Annotated in this window: 25 protein-coding genes; 11 read left to right on the plus strand and 14 right to left on the minus strand. The window is 66.3% G+C overall.

Annotation, left to right across the window (positions count from 1 at the left end; genetic code table 11):
* Positions 1-115: 115 nt before the first annotated feature.
* The 3 genes from V2L32_RS08100 to V2L32_RS08110 are packed head-to-tail and all read right to left on the minus strand — an operon-like array spanning position 116 to position 2,432.
* Complete coding sequence (locus V2L32_RS08100; RefSeq protein WP_331235979.1) at positions 116-676, minus strand: hypothetical protein; 561 nt, start codon at positions 674-676, stop codon at positions 116-118.
* 48 nt (positions 677-724) lie between these two features.
* Positions 725-1,852, minus strand: coding sequence for a DUF3179 domain-containing protein (locus V2L32_RS08105; protein ID WP_331235980.1), 1,128 nt, complete (start codon positions 1,850-1,852; stop codon positions 725-727).
* Between the two features lie 25 nt (positions 1,853-1,877).
* Complete coding sequence (locus V2L32_RS08110; RefSeq protein WP_331235981.1) at positions 1,878-2,432, minus strand: MOSC domain-containing protein; 555 nt, start codon at positions 2,430-2,432, stop codon at positions 1,878-1,880.
* 76 nt (positions 2,433-2,508) lie between these two features.
* On the opposite strand from V2L32_RS08110, the gene V2L32_RS08115 reads away from it, so the two are divergent.
* Positions 2,509-3,312: an aminoglycoside N(3)-acetyltransferase gene (locus V2L32_RS08115; RefSeq protein WP_331235982.1), complete on the plus strand. Its 804-nt coding sequence runs from the start codon at positions 2,509-2,511 to the stop codon at positions 3,310-3,312.
* A gap of 41 nt (positions 3,313-3,353) precedes the next feature.
* Here the strand turns inward: V2L32_RS08115 and V2L32_RS08120 are convergent, their stop codons facing one another.
* Positions 3,354-3,650, minus strand: coding sequence for a hypothetical protein (locus V2L32_RS08120; RefSeq protein WP_331235983.1), 297 nt, complete (start codon positions 3,648-3,650; stop codon positions 3,354-3,356).
* Positions 3,651-3,678: 28 nt separating this feature from the next.
* Here V2L32_RS08120 and V2L32_RS08125 point away from each other — a divergent pair, with 28 nt between their 5' ends.
* Entirely contained in the window at positions 3,679-3,846 is a 168-nt protein-coding gene (locus V2L32_RS08125) for a hypothetical protein (RefSeq protein ID WP_331235984.1), read from the plus strand.
* A gap of 23 nt (positions 3,847-3,869) precedes the next feature.
* Here the strand turns inward: V2L32_RS08125 and V2L32_RS08130 are convergent, their stop codons facing one another.
* Complete coding sequence (locus tag V2L32_RS08130; RefSeq protein WP_331235985.1) at positions 3,870-4,208, minus strand: 2Fe-2S iron-sulfur cluster-binding protein; 339 nt, start codon at positions 4,206-4,208, stop codon at positions 3,870-3,872.
* A 106-nt stretch (positions 4,209-4,314) separates the two neighbouring features.
* Between V2L32_RS08130 and V2L32_RS08135 the strand changes: the two genes are divergently transcribed.
* Positions 4,315-5,682 (plus strand): geranylgeranyl reductase family protein, encoded by a 1,368-nt coding sequence (locus V2L32_RS08135; RefSeq protein ID WP_331235986.1) that lies wholly within the window; start codon positions 4,315-4,317, stop codon positions 5,680-5,682.
* A 12-nt stretch (positions 5,683-5,694) separates the two neighbouring features.
* Here V2L32_RS08135 and V2L32_RS08140 read toward each other — a convergent pair whose 3' ends face one another.
* From V2L32_RS08140 to V2L32_RS08155, 4 genes are all read right to left on the minus strand, one after another.
* Positions 5,695-5,889 (minus strand): DUF7333 family protein, encoded by a 195-nt coding sequence (locus V2L32_RS08140; protein WP_331235987.1) that lies wholly within the window; start codon positions 5,887-5,889, stop codon positions 5,695-5,697.
* A gap of 128 nt (positions 5,890-6,017) precedes the next feature.
* Positions 6,018-6,167: a hypothetical protein gene (locus tag V2L32_RS08145; protein WP_331235988.1), complete on the minus strand. Its 150-nt coding sequence runs from the start codon at positions 6,165-6,167 to the stop codon at positions 6,018-6,020.
* Positions 6,168-6,233: 66 nt separating this feature from the next.
* Positions 6,234-6,980 carry a hypothetical protein gene (locus V2L32_RS08150; RefSeq protein WP_331235989.1) on the minus strand — a complete coding sequence of 249 codons (747 nt, stop codon included), beginning with the start codon at positions 6,978-6,980 and terminating at the stop codon, positions 6,234-6,236.
* A gap of 43 nt (positions 6,981-7,023) precedes the next feature.
* Positions 7,024-7,851, minus strand: coding sequence for an aldo/keto reductase (locus tag V2L32_RS08155; RefSeq protein WP_409348410.1), 828 nt, complete (start codon positions 7,849-7,851; stop codon positions 7,024-7,026).
* Between the two features lie 142 nt (positions 7,852-7,993).
* Here V2L32_RS08155 and V2L32_RS08160 point away from each other — a divergent pair, with 142 nt between their 5' ends.
* Positions 7,994-9,256: a magnesium transporter gene (locus V2L32_RS08160; protein ID WP_331235990.1), complete on the plus strand. Its 1,263-nt coding sequence runs from the start codon at positions 7,994-7,996 to the stop codon at positions 9,254-9,256.
* 44 nt (positions 9,257-9,300) lie between these two features.
* Here V2L32_RS08160 and V2L32_RS08165 read toward each other — a convergent pair whose 3' ends face one another.
* On the minus strand, positions 9,301-9,927 hold the full coding sequence (locus V2L32_RS08165; protein ID WP_331235991.1) for an FAD-dependent oxidoreductase: 627 nt from the start codon (positions 9,925-9,927) through the stop codon (positions 9,301-9,303).
* Between the two features lie 185 nt (positions 9,928-10,112).
* Between V2L32_RS08165 and V2L32_RS08170 the strand changes: the two genes are divergently transcribed.
* The 6 genes from V2L32_RS08170 (at position 10,113) to V2L32_RS08195 (ending at position 15,333) form a co-directional block, all read left to right on the plus strand.
* Positions 10,113-11,864, plus strand: a complete 1,752-nt coding sequence (locus tag V2L32_RS08170; protein ID WP_331235992.1) for a 2-oxoacid:acceptor oxidoreductase subunit alpha — start codon at positions 10,113-10,115, stop codon at positions 11,862-11,864.
* Complete coding sequence (locus V2L32_RS08175) at positions 11,861-12,730, plus strand: 2-oxoacid:ferredoxin oxidoreductase subunit beta (protein WP_331235993.1); 870 nt, start codon at positions 11,861-11,863, stop codon at positions 12,728-12,730. The genes V2L32_RS08170 and V2L32_RS08175 overlap by 4 nt, the downstream gene beginning before the upstream one ends.
* 48 nt (positions 12,731-12,778) lie before the next feature.
* Positions 12,779-13,111, plus strand: coding sequence for a hypothetical protein (locus V2L32_RS08180; protein WP_331235994.1), 333 nt, complete (start codon positions 12,779-12,781; stop codon positions 13,109-13,111).
* Between the two features lie 84 nt (positions 13,112-13,195).
* Positions 13,196-14,563 carry a geranylgeranyl reductase family protein gene (locus V2L32_RS08185; RefSeq protein ID WP_331235995.1) on the plus strand — a complete coding sequence of 456 codons (1,368 nt, stop codon included), beginning with the start codon at positions 13,196-13,198 and terminating at the stop codon, positions 14,561-14,563.
* Between the two features lie 160 nt (positions 14,564-14,723).
* Positions 14,724-14,891 (plus strand): hypothetical protein, encoded by a 168-nt coding sequence (locus V2L32_RS08190; RefSeq protein WP_331235996.1) that lies wholly within the window; start codon positions 14,724-14,726, stop codon positions 14,889-14,891.
* A gap of 37 nt (positions 14,892-14,928) precedes the next feature.
* Positions 14,929-15,333 carry a VOC family protein gene (locus tag V2L32_RS08195; protein ID WP_331235997.1) on the plus strand — a complete coding sequence of 135 codons (405 nt, stop codon included), beginning with the start codon at positions 14,929-14,931 and terminating at the stop codon, positions 15,331-15,333.
* Here V2L32_RS08195 and V2L32_RS08200 read toward each other — a convergent pair.
* From V2L32_RS08200 to V2L32_RS08210, 3 genes are all read right to left on the minus strand, one after another.
* Positions 15,330-16,178, minus strand: a complete 849-nt coding sequence (locus V2L32_RS08200) for an endonuclease III domain-containing protein (protein WP_331235998.1) — start codon at positions 16,176-16,178, stop codon at positions 15,330-15,332. The genes V2L32_RS08195 and V2L32_RS08200 overlap by 4 nt on opposite strands.
* 285 nt (positions 16,179-16,463) lie before the next feature.
* Positions 16,464-16,880, minus strand: coding sequence for a DUF371 domain-containing protein (locus V2L32_RS08205; RefSeq protein WP_331235999.1), 417 nt, complete (start codon positions 16,878-16,880; stop codon positions 16,464-16,466).
* Between the two features lie 25 nt (positions 16,881-16,905).
* Complete coding sequence (locus tag V2L32_RS08210; protein ID WP_331236000.1) at positions 16,906-17,724, minus strand: lipoate--protein ligase family protein; 819 nt, start codon at positions 17,722-17,724, stop codon at positions 16,906-16,908.
* A 516-nt stretch (positions 17,725-18,240) separates the two neighbouring features.
* Between V2L32_RS08210 and V2L32_RS08215 the strand changes: the two genes are divergently transcribed.
* Positions 18,241-19,815: a hypothetical protein gene (locus V2L32_RS08215; protein WP_331236001.1), complete on the plus strand. Its 1,575-nt coding sequence runs from the start codon at positions 18,241-18,243 to the stop codon at positions 19,813-19,815.
* Between the two features lie 20 nt (positions 19,816-19,835).
* Here V2L32_RS08215 and ubaA read toward each other — a convergent pair whose 3' ends face one another.
* Positions 19,836-20,657 carry an SAMP-activating enzyme E1 gene (ubaA, locus tag V2L32_RS08220; RefSeq protein WP_331236002.1) on the minus strand — a complete coding sequence of 274 codons (822 nt, stop codon included), beginning with the start codon at positions 20,655-20,657 and terminating at the stop codon, positions 19,836-19,838.
* Between the last annotated feature and the right edge of the window lie 76 nt (positions 20,658-20,733).

Raw genomic sequence — 20,733 nt, forward strand, 5'->3', positions numbered from 1 at the left:
ACCGTTCCCGTCCACACCGCTCCGACGCGTCGAGCGGACCCGACGCGAAGGCGGTGATCCTCTGCCCGTTCGCTCGGAATGAACGGACGACCGGTCCCCACCCTCGTCGCGGCGCTCACCTCGCGCCCGGAGCCGTTCCGAGCGCGGTCGGATCGACCTCGGTCGAGACGTACGCGAGACTACCGACCAGAAACACCACGCCGATCGGGAGCAGCCAGACGAAGACGGTGAGGAGAGCGGCGCTCGCCTGGATCCCGAAGACGAGGAAGACCACCGGCGCACAGCACGCGGTCCCGGAGACGAGCGCGGGAACCGACGCGAGAACGCCCGTACTCGTGCCGATCCCACAGGATTTTGGCTGGGTGATCGCGAGGTAGGAGAGCGCCAGGTTCAGTCCGACCAGCAGCGAGAGGCCGAGCCCGATCGCGAGGTTCACGGGCGAGAGGAGGTATCTGAACAGGAGGAGATCGATCGTCGCGACCCCCTCGTAGGCGAACGGCCCCGGTCCTGGTTCGACCATGCGCGAGAGTGGGTCGTCCACGACGAACAGCGAGAGACCTGCCTCCGGACGGACGTTCAGGTCGCCGATCGCGAACAGGAAACCGAGGAGGTAGAGGAGAGCGACGAGCGAGAAGACCGCGGCGGAGTCACGCCGGGCGAGCGCGCCACGGCTCACCGCCGTCGTCCGCGAGAGTCAGGAGCGTCCCCGTGCGGTCGCGCCCATTCAGTCGATCACCTCGGTGTCGGGGTAGAAGGCGACCCAGGCGAACCACATCGCGTCGAAGGCGTTGAGCCGCTCCAGCGGTAGGTCCTCGGCGTCGTGGCTCTCGCCGTCGACCAGGTACCCCTCGCCGTCGACCTCGACGGACTCGCCGTCGGGGTTCCGATAGACGTAGCCCGTGTCGAGGTCGGGATCGTACGCCGCCAGGTGGGAGCCACCGCCGACGTCTGTCTCGAGCAGCCGGTCCTCCCGCAGCCGCTCTTTCTCGACCGCGAGCGCCCCGTCGGAACCGCGTGCGCCGAGGAAGACCTCCTTCTGGCCGTGGCGGCCGTCCTCGTGCATCGTCCGAAACATCGTCCCATCGTCCTCGTAGTAGTCCCGTTTCGGGTTGTACGCCCCGTACGGATCGCGGTCGTAGTCCCTGGAGAAGCCGGTCCGTTCGGTGAGCACCGCGCCGTCGGGGTAGGTCTCCCGGAACCGCTCCCACGTCGTCCAGATCACCGGAACCTCGCGGAGCGCTCTCCCCTCGTTCGGGCCGTCGATCGCCGTTCCGAGCACCTGCGGCCACCAGCTCTCTCCCGCTCGGTCGTACATGATCAGGTTGCTGTTGACCAACCTCCCCGACACGCCGAACTCGGTCCTGCCGCGTTCGAAGCCGATCGCGGTGCCCGTCAGCGGGCAGTAGGTGACCGCGACGTCGAGCCCTCCAACCCGATCGTTGACGATCTCGTGCCAGACGAGAATCGACTGCGGGTACGCCCGGGCGTCGCCCTCCACCTCGACCGCGAACACCGGATCGCCGTCGTCGAGCCGTCCGTCGACCTCGTCCATCGATTCGAACTCGGGGTCGTCGATCGAGGGGATGCCGTCCTGGCTCACCCCGCCCGAGAACACGCTCTCGGTGAACGATTCGAGGTCGTGCTCGAGCGGCACGACCGCCTCCCTGGTGGGTGGGTCCTCACTCTCGTCCCCGTCCTCGCCCCGTTCGCGATCAGCGTCGGTTCCGTCGTCCCCCGTGCCGTACGGCCCCTCCGAACCGCTACCCGTACAGCCCGCGAGCGCGGCGGTCGAGACCCCCATCGTCGCGAGCAGCGCCCGCCGGGTGAGGCGTCGCTCGTTCCGTTCGGTCATAGGTGACGAGAGGGGGCCTCGGGGGTTACCCGTGTGGCGGTCGTGCGTCACGCTCGCACACCCGTGATCGTCCCCGGCCCCCGAGCCGTTCTGCGATCTCCCGGCCGACGGTCCGCGAATCGACCTCGACGACCTCGATCGGATTGCCGACCCGGATCTCACCGCTCGAGACGACGTCCGCACAGATCCCGCTGCGCCCGCGCAATGCCCGTGCGAGCCCCGTCTCCTCGGCCACGCGCTCGACGTGCGCGCAGGGCGGCCGCCGTCGGGTCCCGCGCAACCGCGCCTCGCCCACCGCGACCGTCGCGCCGAGCAGTTCCTCGAGGTCGACGCCGCGCGTGACGACGTTCCGCCGGTGTTGTCCCCCGCCGAGGTCGATCCCGGCTTCCTCGCGGATCGCCTCCAGGTCCTCTGCCGCGATCAGCGTCACCTCGCAGACGTCGAACGGGGCGTAGTGACCCGTCCCGCGCTGGTAGCGGTCGCCCGCAAGCCCTCCTGGGACCGCCTCGACCGACTCGACGCGCTCCATCAGTGCCGATCCCTCGCTCGCGACGAACAGCGACTCGACGGTTCCGGTCATGGCGGGTGTAGCCGCCCGAGCGCGATAGCCGTTTTCCGCCCGTCGGAGTTTTGCCCCGGTCTCGAGTGGTCGGGGTATGGGAGAACGCGAGGCGATCGAGCGCTCGGACGAGCCGGTGACGGTCGACCGGCTGAAGAGTGATCTCCGCACGCTCGGGCTCGAACCCGGGGACGCGGTCCTCGTCCACTGCTCGCTCTCGGCGCTCGGCTGGGTTTCGGGTGGTGCGCCCGCGGTCGTCGATTCGTTGCGGGAGGTGCTCACCGAGGCAGGGACGCTCGCGATGCCGACGCACTCGACGCAGCTCTCGGATCCCGCTCGCTGGGAGAACCCACCCGTTCCCGATCCCTGGATCGAACGGATCCGTGAGACGGCACCACCGTACAGGAAGGAGGTCACCCCGACGCGGATGATGGGCGCGGTCGCGGAGTGTTTTCGTACCTATCCCGGCGTCCTGCGAAGCGACCATCCGACGCACTCGGTCGCGGCGTGGGGCGCGGCGGCCGAACGGGTCGTCTCGGGGCACGCGCTCGACCGGCCCCACGGCGAGAACTCTCCGCTCGCCACGCTCTGCGATCTCGATTCCGACGTACTCCGTCTCGGCGTGACGGCGAACACCTCGTTGCACCTCGCGGAGAACCGGGCGGCGAACGCCCGCTACGGGGAGAACGGCGCACCGGTGCTCGTGGACGGCGAACGCGAGTGGCCGATGTTCGAGGAGATCGAGAGCGAAGGGGACTTTCGGGCCCTGGAAACCGACTTCGAGCGGGAGCGTCCGGGAGCGGTTCGCCGTGGACCGGCCGGTGAGGCCGAGGCGACGCTCTGTCGGATGCGTCCGCTCGTCGAGTTCGGTCGCGAGTGGTTCGAGGAGAACCGGGGGTAGTCGGATAGCGTGTCCGTATTCGAGGCGTAATCTCCCCGCCGTCAGTGATCGTCCTCCGCGACGACCACGGTCGCCTCGAACCGACGCTCGGCGAGCGATTCGTCCTCCTTGAACACGTCGACCTCGATCGGGAGTCGGTAGATTCCGGGCTGTAGGTTCGGCGTGTCGGGTCGGAGGTAGTACACCCGCTCGGCGTCGTCACCCGGTTCCAGTCGGTAGCTGAGTCCGACGTCGTTGTGGACGGCCGCCGTGAAGTCCCTCGTCGTGATGTGTAGGGACCGGTCGTAGGACTCAGTCCAGAGGTAGATCGGCTCTCCGTCCCCGACGTCGGGCCACATCCGGAGGATCCCGAACGGGGGGCGGTGAATGACCTCCGACGTCGACGGTTTCGTCTCCGGCGTTCCTCGCCGAGAGGACGACGCTCGATGGATCACCCTCTCAACGATCGACGAGATCGACCGTCACGTCGAGATCTCTCCTGCCAGTAGCGTCCTCCTCGCGAACGTTCACTCGTTCGATGACGTACATCCGTAGCTTCGCCTGCTCGGTCGGTTCGACTAATCGTCGGCGGCGGCCCCAGCGGAGTCCGCACCGCCCGCCGCGGCGTCGCCCTCGATGCTCGGCGGGTACTTCCCGCGATCGAGTTTCAGGTCCGAGAGCGGCCGTGCCATGCAGGTGAGCGCGAACCGCTCGGCTTCCTGCTCGGTGAGTCCGCGGGCGGCCGGTTGCGTGACCTCGCCCTCTACGATCTCCGCCGAGCAGGCCAGACACATCCCGACGCGGCAGGAGTACTCCTGGGCGATCCCCTCCTCCAGACAGCGCTTGAGGATCGTCTCGGTCTCTTTCACCTCGATCGTCTCGCCGGTGGTGACGAACTCGACGGTGTGGGCAGTCATAGCCCCGGATACGAAGAGGTCTATGAAAAACCCTTCCTCACTTCCGTCCTCGCGCGGCCGACGGAAATCTGGCAAGAGTTTTCTCCGCGGGGCCGGGAAGGCGTGTATGAGCACGCGCGAGCACGACGTGGTCGTCGTCGGCGCCGGCACGGCCGGCTGTTACGCCGCGGCGACCGTCGCGGGGGCGGGCTACGACGTCGCGTTGGTAGAGCGGAAATCCGAGACGGAGGCGGGCCACATCGCCTGTGGCGACGCGCTCAAGGGCTCGGACGCCTTCCCGACCGCGATCCCCCGGTCGAGGATCGAGGCGTCGATGACGAACACCGACGTCGACCACGGCCGGTTCGAACTCCCCGAACACGACACGGTCGTCGAGATCCCGATCCCCGGCGAACTCGCGGTGCTGGACCGCTGGGAGTACGGCCGACAGCTGATCGCGGGCGCGGAGGACGCGGGCGCGGAGATCCACTACGACACGGTGGTCCAGGACGTCGTCCAGCCCAACGGCCGGATCGAGGGCGTGCGAGCGATCAGAAAGGGCGAGCCGATCGAGTACAGCGCCGAGGTCGTCATCGACGGCGCGGGCGCGCTCTCGATCCTCCAGGATCGGGCGGACCTCTCAGAGGCGACGTTCGACACGAACGTCACCTACTCGCAGTTCTCCTCCGCGTATCGAGAGATCGTCGAGGTCGAGGAGCCGGTCGAGTGGGAGGACGCGCTCGTGTTCAAGCCGACCGAACGCGCGGCGGGCTACCTCTGGTACTTCCCACGAACGAGCACGGAGATCAACGCCGGTGTCGGTTTCCAGATGACCGAAGAGCCGATGCAGCTCGTCGACGACCTGAAACGAGACCTGCGGAGCCGATCCGAGTTCAGAAACGCGCGCGTGACCGACAAACTCGGCGCGGCGCTGCCCACCCGACGACCGTACGACTCGGCCGTCGCACCCGGCATGGTCGCGGTCGGTGACTCGGCGGGTCACGTCAACCCCACCACGGGTGGTGGGATGGCGGGAGCGGCCTACGCGGGCGAGTACGCGGGCGAGGAGATCGTCGCCTCGCTCGAATCGGGCGACCGCTCCGAGGAGGCGCTCTGGAACTACAACGAGCGGGTGATGGAGCACTTCGGCGGGCGGTTCGCCGCCCTCGACGTCTACAACGTCATGTCCACCGCCGTCGAGACCGACGACCTGATGGGGCTGCTCGCGGCCCTCCCCGGACAGAAGCTCTCGGACGCGCTCTACTCCGGCAGCGCGGACATCGGCTGGAAGCTGAAGCTGCAGGCCGCGGTGAAGAGCTACGGCTACTGGGGCGTGATCTGGACCTTTTATCAGACGAAACAGCTCGCCGACGAGCTCTTGGAACACTACGAGGCGTATCCGAGTTCGCCCGAGGGACTGGCCGCCTGGCAGCGAGAACGCGACGCGCTGATGGATCGGATCTACGAGACGACCGGCGCCGAGGCGAAGTACTGAGCGTTCGAAAACTTAGTGCGTCGCGCGGTACTCGCCGTGTTTCACGCCGATCGCGAGCGCCAGCAGCCCGAAGACGATCATCGACGGCGCGACCATCATCAGCACCGTCTCCGTCGTCATCCCCACCGGCCTGGTGAGCAGGACGGCGACGCCGACCCCGACGATCGCGAGGAACGCGACGGCCGTCTTCGTCGTATCTAACTCCATGCCCTCCGTTGGTCGCCGTCGGAATGAGGCGTGTCGGTTCCCGACGGCGATCGCACTCGCAGTCGGTGTCTCGTCCCGCCGCGTGCGACGGGACGGATGAATCGGAGCGACACCGCGTGTTCTACGAGTCACCTGACGTCGTACTCGGAGACGTCGGTGGAGCCACAGGACGGACACATCAACTCGTCCGAATCGAGCGCCGTCCCGCACTCTCTGCACTCGTAGATGACGGCCGCGTCGTCATCCAGCCACCTCCGCACGGTGTCTGCGAGTGACATCGTGCTGGCGAAGTTACTCCCGGGGTGGTCTTAGGCGTTGTGTATCGATCGAATCGGCAGAAACCGTCACGCTCGCGGCCTGACGACGTCGGCGAGCGTCACAAGAACCCCCAGTAGCCACCCCAGTGGGACGGCGATCGCGAACCACATCGCGACGTACGCGACTCCCTCCAGCGAGTAGTGTCCACGGAGGTAGCTCTCGATCCCGCCGTAGACGAGGAGCTCGTCGAGCAACCAGATCGCGAGCGCGTCGCTCCCGGGGAGCACGACCGCGCCGACGGTCGGCGAGAACAGCGCCGCGACGACTGGGGGTAAAAAGAGCGCGGTCATCGCCGAGGGGTAGGCGAGCAGGACCGTCACCGCGCGCCCGCCGATCCGGGCGAGGACGACCGCCGCGCCCGCCGCGAGCGTCGCGACGACCGCGGCCGCGACGACTGCGACGATCTCCTCTCCCCTGTAGGCGAACTGGAACCAGCTGATCGCCGTGAGCGCGCCCCAGACGACGACGGACAGCCCCATCACGCCCGCGACGCCGAGACCGGCCGCGAGCCGGTCGATGCGCCGGGAGTGAAAGCGAAGCGCGAAGCCGGCGAGCGTCAGCGGGTAGGCGAGCGCGACGAGCAGCGCGCCGAGGGCGGCCCAGGCCCTGTAGGCGGCCCACCCGCTCCTCGTCGTAGGCGTCCACTTTCCGAGCACCGAGTGGGCGGCGTCGCGCTGGCGTGGGAACAGCAGCTCCATCCAGCTCTCGTGGAGACGTCGGAGGTCTAGCTGGATCGCTCCGATCGCCCCGATCCGTCGGGACTGTACGGCCATAGCGGAAACATATTTATTCAGATATATTACCCTTGTGGGTCGCCTACCAGGGCGCGAAGTCGGGGTCGACGGTGCGCTCTCGCTCCGGGATCCCGTCGATCGTCTCCACCTCCTCCGCCGAGAGCGACAGCGAGAGAGAGGCGAAGTTGTCCCTGATGTGCTCTCTCCCCGTCGCCTTCGGGATCGCGGTGATCCCGTGCTCGCGGAGCCACGCGAGGCTCACCTGCGCCGCGCTCGCGTCGTGGTCCTCCGCGATCGCCTCGAGTTCGGGCACGTCGAACACCTCGCCGCGGGCGAGCGGGGAGTAGGCGACGAGTTCGATCCCCATCTCGCGACAGACCTCCCGAAGCTCCTCCTGGGGGAGTTTCGGGTGGCACTCGACCTGATTCGCGAAGATCGGTGCGTCGAGGTGGTCGGTCGCAGTCCGCAGGTCCTCCGGCTCGAAGTTGCTGACGCCGACCCTGTCGATCTTCCCCTCGTCCCGGAGGTCGTCGAACGCCGGGAGCGTCTCCTCCGGCTCGTACTCGCGTGCGGGCCAGTGGACGTAGAGCAAGTCGACCGCGTTCACGCCGAGTCTCTTCAGGCTCTCCTCCGTGCTCTCCAGCACGTCGTCGTAGTCCAGATCGTCGATCCAGACCTTCGTCGCGAGGAAGATCTCCTCTCTCGGCACGTCACTCTCGGCGATCGCCTCGCCGACGGCGTCCTCGTTGCCGTAGGCCTGGGCGGTGTCTACGTGCCGGTAGCCGGTCGAGAGCGCGGTCTTCACGCTCTCGACGCACTGGTCGCGGTCGTCGTTCTGCCAGGTGCCGAGGCCGAGCGTCGGCATTCCCGAGGCGCACGGTACGTCGCCACAGGTGAGAGAATCAACCATCGAGCGAACGGAGGGACGAGTTTCGGATAGCGGTTGGGCCTGCGGCGGGCGCGCACCGACCACACCGGTCCGGATCGGCCGATCGCTTCCGGTGTGAAGGGGTTATCCAAACGGTTTAGGTGGGGTGGGAGATACCAGCGCCATGTCCGTGGACCTCTCCGAGGAACGACAACGGATAGCCACCTCCTCCTCGCCCGATCGGGCGTTTCAGACCCTCCCCTGGAAGCACAGGCGCGAGGTGTTCTTCGGCCTGCCCGAATCCGTCCAGCGGACCCTCGTGGCGGAGCTCGGCGAGGGGGAGCTGACGCGGTTCGTTCGTCGGCTCGATCCGGACGAGGCGACCGACGTACTGGGATTGGTCGACGAGGAGACGCGCGAGGCTCTCCTCCGACAGCTCGACGAGAGCCGCCGCGAGAAGATCGAACTCCTGCTCGAGTTCGATCCCGAGACCGCGGGGGGGCTGATGAACCTCGACTACGTGACGGTCGGATACGACCGGAGCTTCGGGGACGTGCGGAGACGTGTCCAGCGGTACGAGGAGCGCACCGGTCGCTTTCCGACGATTCTCGTCATGCAGGACGACACGCTGCTGGGCGAACTCCCCGGGCCTGCGCTGGCGATGACCGACGCCGACAGCGAGTCGATCACCGACTTCGTCAAGGCGGCACCGTGGGTCAGGTTCGACGAGGACCAGTCGGACGTCATCGAGGTCTTCCGTTCGAACCCCGAGAGCACCGTCGCTGTCCTCGACGACGAGGAGGAGGAGGACACCGTCCTCGGGGTCATCTACGCGGAGGACCTGCTCCGGATCGTCGAGGAGGAGGCCAGCAGGACGCTCTACGAGTTCACCGGGGTCGCAGAGGAGGAGGGGATCCTCGACGGGCCGCTCTCGAAGGTCCGCAACCGGTACAAGTGGCTGATCCTCAACCTCGGGACGGCGTTCCTGGCCGCGGCCGTCGTCGGCCTCTACGAGGACACGATCGCCGCGTTCACGCTGCTTGCGGTCTACATGCCCGTGGTCGCCGGGATGGGTGGGAACGCGGGGACGCAGTCGATGGCGGTGACGGTCCGCGGCCTCGCACTCGGCCAGGTATCGCTCGCGACCGGCGGGCGCGTCGTCGTGAACGAGATCGTCGCGGGCGCCGCCAACGGAACGATCACCGGCGTGCTCGTTGCGCTCATCGCCTCCGTGTTCAACCAGAGCCCGCTGCTGGGGCTGGTACTCGGTGTCTCGATGGTGTTGAACCTCGTGATCGCCGGCTTCTTCGGGACGACGATCCCCCTCGTGCTCGATCGGATCGGGAAGGACCCGGCCACCTCGGCAACGATCTTCATCACCACCGCGACCGACGTGCTCGGGTTCTTCATCTTCCTCGGTCTCGCCGGGATCGTCCTGGGGATCTGACCGGCCGGTCGACGAAACGCTCCTGCGCCCTCCGCCGAGGGATCCTAGCCGAAGTTCTCGACCTTCGCCGCGTCGCTCTCCCCGCCGGCCGCCTCGACGGCGTCGACCGCCTCGGTGACGAACGCCTGGAAGCCGTAGACGAACACCTGCTGGCCGTCGAGGTGCTCTTCTACCACCGGTTCGAGCGCCTCCTCTTCCGCGAGGAACTCGACGGTGACGCCCTCCTCCGAGAGCGTGTCGAGGCGTTCTCGGTGGACCGGTTCGTCGTCGCGGTAGACGATGGCGACCTCGTTGCCGTCGGCGAGCGCGCGTTCGCCGATGCCGACCGCGGGGCCGACGCCCGGGCCGCCCGCGAGCACGAGGCTCTCGGCTTCCCCCTCGTAGTGGGCGCTGCCGAACGGCCCCTCGATCCGCACGGTCTCGCCCTCGCTCTCGGCGAGCCAGGGACCGAGGCTTCCCTCCGGGTCGACCCCGACGGTGATCTCGAACGTCTCCCCGACGTCGGGCGAGGAGAGGGTGTAAAAGCGCGAGACGTGCTCGTCGTCGACCCGCGCGGTGAGTTTGACGAACTGGCCGGGGACGGCGTCGAACCCCTCGGGGCTCTCCAGGTCGAGGGCGACGGTGTCGGCTCCGACCTCGGCGACAGAGTGGACGGTGACCTCCGCGTTCATGGCTCCCGGTTCTCGCGCGGCGGGCATAGTCCCCGCGGTTTCGGAGCCCTCGGAGAGACGGCGTCGATCGGAGCCCGACGTTCACTCGAAACCGGGTATCTCTCACCGGTGGCAGGTCGGCGCCGTCCGGCAGCGCTGAACGGTTCAGAAGGCTTTTGCACCGGCGAGGGCAACCTCAAGATCACATGCCCGAGGACCTCAACTGGGCCATCGGCGGGGAAGCCGGCGATGGCATCGATTCGACGGGGAAGATCTTCGCCCAGGCGCTCTCACGCGCCGGGCGGCACGTCTTCACCTCGAAGGACTTCGCCTCCCGGATCAGGGGCGGCTACACCGCGTACAAGGTCCGCACGTCCGTCGACCGCGTCGACAGCGTCGTCGACCGCCTCGACGTCCTCGTCGCGCTCACCCAGCGGACGATCGACGAGAACACGGAGGAACTCCACGACGAGAGCGTGATCATCTACGACGGCGAGCGCTCGTGGGACGCCGAGATCCCGGAGGAGGTCGTCGGCCTCGACGTCCCGCTGAAGTCGCTCGCCGAGGACGCCGGCGGTGCGATCATGCAGAACGTCGTCGCGCTCGGGGCGGCCTGCGCGGTCGCCGACTTCGACATCGAGTACCTCGATAGCTCGCTCGAGAAACGCTTCGGGAGCAAGGGCTCGAAGCTCGTGGAGAACAACCAGCAGGCCGCCCGGATGGGCCGGGACTACGTCTACGAGAACTACGACCACGACTACCCCTACAGCCTGGAGACGACCGACGAGGACTACGTCCTGTTGAACGGAGACGAGGCGATCGGGATGGGCGCGATCGCCGCCGGCTGCAAGTTCTACGCCGGCTACCCGATCACGCCAGCTACCGCAGTGATGGAGTACCTGATGGGCCGGATCGACCGCTTCGGGGGCACCGTCATTCAGGCGGAAGACGAACTCGCGGCGATCAACATGACCCTCGGCGCGGCGCGGACCGGCGCGCGCGCGATGACGGCGACCTCCGGACCCGGGATCGATCTGATGACCGAGACGTTCGGACTCGTCGCCACCTCGGAGACACCGATGGTGATCGTCGACGTGATGCGCTCGGGTCCCTCGACCGGGATGCCGACGAAACAGGAACAGGGCGACCTGAACATGCTGCTCTACGGCGGCCACGGAGAGATCCCCCGGTTCGTCGTCGCGCCGACGACCGTCGCCGAGTGTTTCCACAAGACCGTCGAGGCGTTCAACCTCGCCGAGAAGTACCAGACCCCCGTGTATCTCGTCGGCGACCTCGCGATGGCGGTCACCGAACAGACGTTCTCGCCCGAGGAGTTCGACATGGACGCGGTCGAGAACGACCGCGGGAAGATCGTCCCCGAGGAGGAGATAGAGGAGTGGCTCGACGACGAGGGCCACTTCCGCGCCCACGCGAACACCGAGGACGGCATCAGCCCCCGCGCGCTCCCCGGGACGGCGAACGGCGCACACATGTCGACGGGACTCGAACACGACGAACTCGGCCGCCGGACCGAGGACACCGAGGTCCGTGTCGAGCAGGTCGACAAGCGAAACCGCAAGGTAGAGACGGCCAGAGAGCGAGAGGACTGGTCGGCCCGGGAGTTCGGGAACCCCGATTCGGGGAACCTCGTCGTCTCGTGGGGGTCGAACGAGGGGGCGATCCGCGAGGCGATGGCGGAGTTCGACATCGACGCGCGGTTCATCTCGGTGCCGTATATCTTCCCGCGGCCGGATCTGACCGAGGCGGTCGAGGCTGCGGAGGAGACGGTCGTGATCGAGTGTAACGCGACCGGACAGTTCGCCGACCTGATCGAACACGACACGCTTACGCGCGTGAAACGCATCAACAAGTACAACGGGGTTCAGTTCGCCGCGGACGAACTCGCCGAGGAGATCTCGGCGGTCTTCGACGGCGTCGAACCGGAGGTCACCGCATGAGTTCAGAGACACAGGCACACTTCACCGACTTCAAGAGCGACAAACAGCCCACCTGGTGTCCCGGCTGCGGGGACTTCGGGACGATGAACGGGATGATGAAGGCGCTCGCGAACACGGGCAACGACCCGGACAACACGTTCCTCGTCGCGGGCATCGGCTGCTCGGGCAAGATCGGCACGTACATGCACAGCTACGCGCTCCACGGCGTCCACGGCCGGGCGCTCCCGCTCGGGACGGGCGTGAAACTCGCGAACCCGGAACTCGAGGTGATGGTCGCCGGCGGCGACGGCGACGGCTACTCGATCGGCGCCGGTCACTTCGTCCACGCGGTGCGACGGAACGTCGACATGACGTACGTCGTGATGGACAACCGGATCTACGGGCTGACGAAGGGGCAGGCCTCGCCGACGAGCCGCGAGGACTTCGAGACGTCGACGTCACCCGAAGGGACGAAACAGTCCCCCGTCCACCCGCTCGCGCTCGCCTTCTCGGCTGGAGCGACGTTCATCGGCCAGACGTTCTCTTCCGATGCGCTGGGCCACGCCGCGGTGATCGAGGAGGCGATCGAACACGACGGCTTCGCGCTCGTGAACACCTACAGCCCCTGCGTGACGTTCAACGACGTCGACACGTACGACTACTTCCGCGACGCGATCGTCGACCTGGAGGAGGAGGGCCACGACCCGACGGACTACGAGGCCGCCCGCGAGAAGATCATGGACTTCGACACGGTCTACACGGGCGTGCTCTACCAGGACGAGTCGAGCGTCGGCTACGAGAAACGCCTCGGTCTCTCCGAGAGCATGGCCGACGTGCCCGAGGGGGCCCCGGACGGTGCCGACGACCTCGTCCGCGAGTTCTACTGACCAGTACTCATAGAAATAGTTACATAAACCCTCGATAGTTTTCCGTCGATGGAGCGATCGCTCGACGACGTAGCGTCGGCGCTCGGAGCTATGGCGGTCGGCGTCCTCGCGCTCGGCCAGTACGACGCGGTTCCGATCGCCGCGCTGGCGGGGATGCTCGCGCTCCTGTTGCTCGCGCTCGCCACGGTGGAGTTCTATAGAGGGAAACGGCTGGAGACAGTCGGTGCGGCCGCGCTCGCGGTCGGGTGTGGATCGCTCGCCGCCGGCGTCGACGGGGGTGTCGCGACCGCTCCACTCCTCGTACTGTTCGGCGTCGGCCTCTGGGCACTCCTCGTCGGCCGCTTTTTCGACCGGCTGTTCGAGGGCCCTCGAAGCGCGTGAGCGATTCTGTCCTTCGTTCGACGACGAACTGTCACGAATCGATTACCTCTCTTTTATGTACCGCACCGTATAACACGCCCTAGTATGAGCGCCGAATCGCACGACATCGTCGTCGTCGGGGGAGGAACGGCGGGGGCCTTCGCGGCGGCGACCGCCGCCGACGAGGGTGTCGATGTGGTGTTGATCGAACGGAAATCGGAGGAGACGGCGGGTCACATCGCCTGTGGCGACGCGATCAAGGGGAAGAGCACGTTCCCCGACGTGATCGACCGTGAGTACCTCAGAGAGGAGTCGTTCACGAACCAGGGTATTCGCCGGGCGATCTTCGAGAACCCACAGACCGGCGAGTCGATCGACATCCCGTTCCCCGACGGCGGGGCGATCGTCGACCGGAAACGCTACGGCGAGGTGCTCCTGGAGGAGGCGGATCGAAAGGGCGCTGAGATCCACTACGATACGGTGGTCCAGGACGTGGTCCAGAACGGCCGGGTGCAGGGCGTCACCGCGAAGCGAAACGGCGAACGGCGCACATACGAGGCCGAGGTCGTCATCGACGCGGCCGGAGCGCTCTCGGTGCTGCAGGACAAGGCCGACTTCTCGGGCACCTCGTTCGACACGAACGTGAGCTACCAGCAGTTCTGTTCCGCGTATCGAGAGGTCGTCGAGGTCGAGGAGCCGGTTCCGTGGGACGACGCCATCGTCTTCAAGCCGACCGAGGAACTGGGCTACCTCTGGTACTTCCCGCGGACCAGTACCGAGATCAACGCCGGTCTCGGCTTCCAGATGAACAAGGAGCCCATGGAGCTGGTGGACGTGCTCAAACGCGACCTCCGTGACCGTCCGGAGTTCGAAAACGCGCGCGTGACCGACAAACTCGGGGCGGCGCTCCCCACGAGGAGACCGTACGACTCGGCCGTCGCGCCGGGGCTGATGGCCGTCGGAGACGCAGCGGGTCACGTCAACCCGACGACCGGTGGGGGCATCCCCGGTGCCGCGAAGGCGGGGCACTGGGCCGCGCTCGAAGCGATCGACGCCATCGGGGAGGACGACGTGAGCGAGTCCGCGCTCTGGAACTACAACCACCGCGTGATGACCGACTTCGGCAAGCGCTTCGCCGCGATGGACCTCTACAACATCTTCGGCGGCGCCCACGATCTGGACGACCTCGTCGGCGTGATCACCGCACTGCCCGGTCAGCAGCTCGTCGACGCGCTCGGCAAGGAGGGGACGGCCTCGATGAGCCTCGGGCTGAAGGTGACGACGCTGTTCGATACGTTCGGTCACTGGGGACTGCTCTACGAGCTCTACCGGGTCAGCCAGCGAGCGGCGGAGCTGAAAGATGTCTACGACGAGTACCCGAGACACCCCGACGGCTTCGCCGCCTGGCAGGCGAAACGCGACGCGGTGATGGACGAGGTCTACGCGATCACCGGTGCCGAGCCGAAGTACTGAGCCCGGACCGCCCGGCGGTCGTTCTCTCCTCGCTACTGCTGACATGTCGGGTTTGTCCATACCCTGCGAGCGCGGCCGGTTCCCTGCGACCGCACTCGTGCCGGCAGCACGGCCACCGTTCTCCCGCAATCGTTATACCGGTCGACTATAACGATCGTTCATGGACTACAAGGACGCCGTCGTGATCTCGCTCGCGCTCCTGGGCGGAACGTTCGGCGCATCGATCGGGGGAGGGGTCGGACTGCTCGTGGGAACGATCGTCGGAGCGGTGTGGGCGTATCACACCGACCTGCGAGAGCGTGCCCTCCGTGACGGTCGGACCGACTGACCCGCCGAGCTTTGTGTTCTCCACACCTACGCCCACCATGGAGATCGAGGTCTCGGACATCGACCACGTCGCGATCCGTGTCTCGGATATCGACCGAGCGCTCGGGTTCTATCACGACCTGCTCGGGCTGCCGATCAGGGATCGAGAGCGCTTCGAGCGGGAGGAGGTGCCGTTCGTCGCGGTCGTCGCGGGCGGGAGACACCTCCACCTCGTGCCGACCGACGAGGAGATAGACGTCGGCGGCGAGCACGTCTGCCTCCTCGTACGCTCGAACGAGACGGATACGAAGAGGGCGATCGAGGAGTTACTCGAAGAGCTTCGCGAGGCCGCCGTCGAGGTCGAGGAGGGCGAGCCGATCGAGCGGCTGGGTGCCTACGGCCGGGACTGGGCGGCGTACGTCCGCGATCCCGACGGGCGGCGGGTCGAGCTGAAACTACACTAATCGGCATCGGCAGGGTCGACGACCGTCTCGTCGATCTCGTCGATCCCGACCCGGTCACAGAGGTCGTAGAGCGGACAGGCCTCGGGGCCGTCGAGACAGGCGGGCTTTCGCGCCGAGCAGAACTCGCGGCCGAACTGGATGCTCGCCGTGTGGCCGAACCCGCACTTCTGGGGGGGAACCTCCCGTTCGAGCACCTCCCGGACCTCCTCGTGGTCCGCGTCGGGAGGAGCGATACCCATCCGTCGGTAGATCCGGTGGACGTGGGTGTCGACCGGGAAGACCCCACCCCTGCCACCGGAGAAGAGCAAGACGCAGTCTGCGGTCTTCGGCCCGACGCCATTTATCTCGAGCAGGCGCTCTCTGACCTCGTTCGGCTCCCCGTCCTTCACGAACGTATCGAACTCGCTCGCGCCGCCGAACTCCTCTCGGATCTCGACCGCGGCGTCGATGATCACCGCCGACTTCTGGTTGTACAGCCCCGCGGAGCTGATCGTTTCCGCGAGGTCGGATCGTTCTGCCTCGGCGAGCGCCTCGACGAGGTCGCCGGCTCGCGGGCGTTCCCCGCTCGGCCGTTCCGAGGTGCGTTGGACCCCGCTCCCCCCGTACCGTTCCATCAGCGCGTCGTGGGCGGGCTGGCTCGCCTTGTCCGAGGTGTTCTGCGAGAGGATCGTCCGGACGAGACAGGTGAAGGCGTCCTGGCCGCCGTAGGTCTTCTGCCAGTACCGCTCACCTAGGAGGTCGATCACCCGCTCCGCGCGGGTTTCGGCCTCGCTCGGCTCGAACTCGGCCGCCATACCGCCGCCCTCGACTCCCCCGCTGATGTTCACCTCCGGCTCGTCTGCCATCGTCTCGGCCTACGGAGCGTATCCACTTATCCCCCACCGACGCCGGCCAGACCGATCGCCCACCTTATCGAGAGTGACTATCATTTGATATACCGATATATCGTATACGAACCGCGAGAGGCGGCCGTCGGGACGTGCACTCCGCTCGACGCCGGTGGACGGTCTCGCTGGGACGTCTCTCCGGCAGAAGGGGAGAACGGTGGTTTCGGATGAGGTCAGGGGTTCCTCCTCGGCGATGGCTACGAGCTACCGCTGTCGACGGTCCGTGACCGACGCTACCCTCACCTACCGGTCGACCGAGAGGGTCAGAGAGAGCTCTACACCCTCGACCAGTGCGTCGACGAGCTCCCGTTCGAACCCGTTCGCGGCGTACTCCGCCCCGACCAGCACGGTCCGGTCGTCGACGTACTCGCTCGTCCGACCGACCGCGCTCCGGTCGCTCTCGAACGTGAGGTCGGGGTGGCCACGGCCACGGACGACCTGCTCGTGGCCGTCGACTGCGACGGTCGCGCTGATCGCCGCAGTCCCGTCCCGGCAGGCGTCGACGAACGCCGGATCGAAGTCGGCCGGTGCGCGGTCGGCCTCCACCGCGAGGATACAGTCGCCCGCGGGCGTGAGCCAGTCGTCGGTCGTCACCTCGAACGTGCTCGCGTGTTCGGCGCGCACGTTCTCGTGGCCGTGTGCGCGGATCACCTCGTCCATACTGGGACGTGTGAGAGCGGGCACTTCAGCCGGTCGGATCGATCCGTTCGCGGGTCCACCGGTCGTCGTCGTACTTCGCCTCGGCGATCTCCTCCGCACGGTCGAGTTCGGCCCCGGTCCAGGAGCCCTCCTCCGCGTCGGTCCACTCGGCCAAGGCGGTCTCGAGCGCCCGCACTGCCTCCTCCCTCGGAATTCCGCTCTCCTCGAAGATCCCCGTCACCCGGTCCTCGAACGCCCGCTCGCTCACCCCGTGATCCGCGAAGACCGCGAGGTGCGCCTCCGCTCGAACCTCGTAGGTGAGCGAGCCGTGCTGGATCACCGTCTCGCGCTGGCGGTACTGCGCGTTGCCGCTCACCTTCCTCCCCTCCACACCTGCCACCACGTCGTGTGCGGGGTGGAGCTCGCGCAGGTAACAGGCCGGGTGGTGGATCTCGGGCTGTGGCACCTCGGCGAACCGGGCGTCGACGCCCATCCGGGAGAACCCCTCCAGAACCGGCTCACAGAGCAGGTGATAGGAGTCGATGAGCTTCCCGGGGAGCTCCGCAGCGGGCGCGACGATCGAGTAGGAGACGTCGCCCACCGAGTCGTGGTAGATCCCGCCGCCGCCGGTCGGCCTACGTGTGACGGTGATCCCCTCCCGGTCCGTACACTGCCAGTCGACCGTCTCCGGGTCCTGGTGGTAGCCGAGCGAGAGCGTGCTCGGCTCCCAGCGGTAGACTCTCAGTGTGCGCGGGCCCCCTGCCGCGGCGGTCTCGGCGGCCACCTCGTCGAGCGCCATGTTCGTCGGACCGTCCCACGACTCCTCGCGGATCAGCCGCCACTCCCGGTCGGCGAGGTCGGTCATGCTCGCGGTACCGAGCGTGTGGACAAAGCGGTTGCGACGGGCGGCCTCCCGACGGTCGGTGTACGGTCCGCGAGACTTCCGTAAAATACCGATGGTCCATCGATCCACTACAAGATGGAGCAGGGATCGGGGGGATCAGTCACCCCCGACCGCCGCCCTAAGCGGGGAATCAGCTACGACCATAACGGATGAATTACGATCTGAGGCGATTCTCGGCGTTGTGAGAGCCGTTCGGTGTACCGATACGGCTAGTTCTTCTTGGAGGCACCCAAATTCGATCAGAATGGCGCTAGATACCTCTAATCGCTCTATGGGTCGAAGTCCGGACCGAGATCACCGACCGAACCTGGTTTTCGATCAACACAATTGATTATTTGGAAGAAATACTAACTACTAAGGATGCTGACGGTATCCTTGTGGTCGCCTATGGCTAACGAATCTCGAAAATGGACAGACGAGAGGCTACCCGGAAGTCGGCGTTGGTTCCTCACGGGAATCGCTGCAACAGGAATCGGTATGACCGGTATTACTGGTGCGGCAGCAGAAGAGGATAAAGACCCAATCGGGCCGACCGACACTATCGAGTGTGGCCAGACGATTTCTGGGAAACTCACAGAAGATGACGCACATGGCTTTCACGAGGCGGGAGGTGTGGACTTCCCTGAAGTCATGCCCGTCCCGCACGACGCCTTTGAGTTCGCCGCAAATGCGGGTCGGCACCTTACCTTTTCTGTGGATTGCTCCAGATCCCACATGCATCCGTTGCTGATTCTCCTCGATCCGAATCAGGAGATCATAACCTTACCGACGTATTCCTCGTTCTTAGCTCACCCTAACCGATTCCGATATCACGTGCCTGAGACGGGTCAATATACGATCCTTGTGACGAGTAGGTATGCTGACCAGTACTTCGAGTATGAACTTTCTCTTAGTTGCCAGACGACACGGGAGCTGATTGGCGATACCGAACACATCTGTTGCGGTGATGTCGTGCAGGGCGAACTGACCCCCGACGATACTGCCGGCTACAATCTTCACGAACCGACGGCTGTTCACGATGCGTACGAGGTAGACCTTCAGGGAGGAGAAATCATCAGGGCAACACTAATCGGGGATCCGGACCATCAGTGGGAACAGAACGGTTTCTTCAACCACGCCGATGTCGATCTTTTGGACGAAAACGGGGAACGGGTGTTCACCCACGGTATCAGGGATGGGAGGCTGATCAGTCAAAAATCGAATAATTTGGGGGAATCGTATCTCTGGGGAAGGGTTCCAGCCGACGGTCGATACACCCTGCTTGTGACGTCCATCTGGGAGGCATACTTCAGCTACGAACTGGGGATCGCCTGTGGTCCCGATATCCCCATCCACTCCCGAGCGATTGCGTGCGGTGAGACCCGTTGTGGCGACGTTCGGGTCGACCCGGACCGGTTCCCACTGGATCCACCGCCGACCGACAAATACGAGTTCGAGGGTCGCCGGGGACAGGAGATGACGGTGCGCATCGAATTCCTGGACGGAGTACGGAGTTTGGAGCTCCGGGATCCGAGGGGGAGCATGGTCGGATTCATCAACAGCCCAGAGTCCCCGATCGAGATGGTGATCCCGAGCGCCTTAGAGGGGATCTACACGTTCGGCGTGTCGGTCCCAACATCGATCTCCCCGGAATCGAACCCCTATAAACTGACCCTCGAGTGCGAACCGGACGATCTCCCCGAACCGGACGAGTATTACCCCATTGCGTGTGGACAGTCCGTCGTGGGCGAGCTGACGACCGACGATCTGACCGGGTTCCGCGGACCGGAGCATTACCACGACAACTACGCGTTCGATGGGCGACGCGGCCAGACCGTCTCGCTGCGGATGGGGAGTGAAATCGGGAATGGGATGCTGTACCTCCTCGATCCCGATGGTGCAGCGATCGCTCAGACGGACGGGACGGGACGCGTTCGGGATGGTTCAATCGACGACGTAACGCTCGAACAGACCGGATCGTATCGGATCGTCGCGACCAGCCGGACCAGCCTGGCCACCGATGCGACGTTCGAGTACACCCTGACGCTGTTCTGCACCGGAAGCCAGGACTGACCCGACCGCCGGTAGATCGGTCAGTCCGCGCTCACCCGACAGCCCTCCTCCGCATAGGAGACCTGCTCGATCGAGTCGATCGCCCCCTCCCCGCAGACGGGACAGTCGGGGTTCTTCCGGATCTCGACCTCCTCGAACGTCATGTCCATCGCGTCGTAGGCGAGCATCCGCCCCGAGAGCGTCTCGCCGACGCCGACGATCATCTTCACCGCCTCGGTCGCCTGGATGCAGCCGACGGTGCCAGGGAGCACGCCCAACACGCCCGTCGTCGCGCAGTCCGGAACCGTCCCCGCCGGGGGGGCTTCCGGGAACAGACAGCGGTAACAGGGGCCGTCGTCAGCGGGGAACGAGATGACCTGTCCCTCGAACTTGTAGATCGCGCCGTGAGAGAACGGCGTCCCGGAGAGCGTACAGACGTCGTTGACGAGGTATCTGGTGCGAAAGTTGTCCGAGCCGTCGACGACGAGGTCGTACCCGCCCACCAGTTCTTCCGCGTTCTCGGGTTCGAGCCGGAGGTCGTGGGTCTCGACCTCGGTATGGGGATTCAGTCGCTCGACGTAGCGTGCGGCGCTCTCGACTTTCGGCTCGCCGACGTCCGCGTCGCCGTGGACGATCTGGCGCTGGAGGTTCGAGCGCTCGACGACGTCGTCGTCGACGATGCCGAGGGTGCCGACGCCCGCCGCCGCGAGGTACTGGATGATCGGGGAGCCCAGGCCGCCCGCGCCGACGACGAGTACGGACGAATCGAGCAGCGCGCGCTGGCCCTCCGGGCCGATCTCGTCCATGATGATGTGTCTGGAGTACCGGTCCAGCTGGGTCGCATCGAGCGAGAGGCCGCTCATACGACTAGTTCCACTGTCGCGGTAATAAGCGCGTGGCCGACCCGAGGATCCGACGGTGGGTACCGCTGGCCGGCCG

The sequence above is a fragment of the Halalkalicoccus sp. CGA53 genome (assembly GCF_036429475.1).
GTDB classification, from domain to species: Archaea; Halobacteriota; Halobacteria; order Halobacteriales; family Halalkalicoccaceae; genus Natronorarus; species Natronorarus salvus.

Coding starts and splice junctions, on each gene's coding strand:
- ubaA (WP_331236002.1), bottom strand. CDS start 20,657: ATGAGCGGCCTCTCGCTCGATGCGACCCAGCTGGACCGGTACTCCAGA.
- V2L32_RS08130 (WP_331235985.1), bottom strand. CDS start 4,208: ATGACTGCCCACACCGTCGAGTTCGTCACCACCGGCGAGACGATCGAG.
- V2L32_RS08195 (WP_331235997.1), top strand. CDS start 14,929: ATGGAGATCGAGGTCTCGGACATCGACCACGTCGCGATCCGTGTCTCG.
- V2L32_RS08185 (WP_331235995.1), top strand. CDS start 13,196: ATGAGCGCCGAATCGCACGACATCGTCGTCGTCGGGGGAGGAACGGCG.
- V2L32_RS08150 (WP_331235989.1), bottom strand. CDS start 6,980: ATGGCCGTACAGTCCCGACGGATCGGGGCGATCGGAGCGATCCAGCTA.
- V2L32_RS08110 (WP_331235981.1), bottom strand. CDS start 2,432: ATGACCGGAACCGTCGAGTCGCTGTTCGTCGCGAGCGAGGGATCGGCA.
- V2L32_RS08210 (WP_331236000.1), bottom strand. CDS start 17,724: ATGACCGACCTCGCCGACCGGGAGTGGCGGCTGATCCGCGAGGAGTCG.
- V2L32_RS08160 (WP_331235990.1), top strand. CDS start 7,994: ATGTCCGTGGACCTCTCCGAGGAACGACAACGGATAGCCACCTCCTCC.
- V2L32_RS08140 (WP_331235987.1), bottom strand. CDS start 5,889: ATGGAGTTAGATACGACGAAGACGGCCGTCGCGTTCCTCGCGATCGTC.
- V2L32_RS08155 (WP_409348410.1), bottom strand. CDS start 7,851: ATGGTTGATTCTCTCACCTGTGGCGACGTACCGTGCGCCTCGGGAATG.
- V2L32_RS08145 (WP_331235988.1), bottom strand. CDS start 6,167: ATGTCACTCGCAGACACCGTGCGGAGGTGGCTGGATGACGACGCGGCC.
- V2L32_RS08125 (WP_331235984.1), top strand. CDS start 3,679: ATGACCTCCGACGTCGACGGTTTCGTCTCCGGCGTTCCTCGCCGAGAG.
- V2L32_RS08165 (WP_331235991.1), bottom strand. CDS start 9,927: ATGAACGCGGAGGTCACCGTCCACTCTGTCGCCGAGGTCGGAGCCGAC.
- V2L32_RS08105 (WP_331235980.1), bottom strand. CDS start 1,852: ATGACCGAACGGAACGAGCGACGCCTCACCCGGCGGGCGCTGCTCGCG.
- V2L32_RS08205 (WP_331235999.1), bottom strand. CDS start 16,880: ATGGACGAGGTGATCCGCGCACACGGCCACGAGAACGTGCGCGCCGAA.
- V2L32_RS08120 (WP_331235983.1), bottom strand. CDS start 3,650: ATGTGGCCCGACGTCGGGGACGGAGAGCCGATCTACCTCTGGACTGAG.
- V2L32_RS08135 (WP_331235986.1), top strand. CDS start 4,315: ATGAGCACGCGCGAGCACGACGTGGTCGTCGTCGGCGCCGGCACGGCC.
- V2L32_RS08175 (WP_331235993.1), top strand. CDS start 11,861: ATGAGTTCAGAGACACAGGCACACTTCACCGACTTCAAGAGCGACAAA.
- V2L32_RS08180 (WP_331235994.1), top strand. CDS start 12,779: ATGGAGCGATCGCTCGACGACGTAGCGTCGGCGCTCGGAGCTATGGCG.
- V2L32_RS08115 (WP_331235982.1), top strand. CDS start 2,509: ATGGGAGAACGCGAGGCGATCGAGCGCTCGGACGAGCCGGTGACGGTC.
- V2L32_RS08170 (WP_331235992.1), top strand. CDS start 10,113: ATGCCCGAGGACCTCAACTGGGCCATCGGCGGGGAAGCCGGCGATGGC.
- V2L32_RS08215 (WP_331236001.1), top strand. CDS start 18,241: ATGACCGGTATTACTGGTGCGGCAGCAGAAGAGGATAAAGACCCAATC.
- V2L32_RS08190 (WP_331235996.1), top strand. CDS start 14,724: ATGGACTACAAGGACGCCGTCGTGATCTCGCTCGCGCTCCTGGGCGGA.
- V2L32_RS08200 (WP_331235998.1), bottom strand. CDS start 16,178: ATGGCAGACGAGCCGGAGGTGAACATCAGCGGGGGAGTCGAGGGCGGC.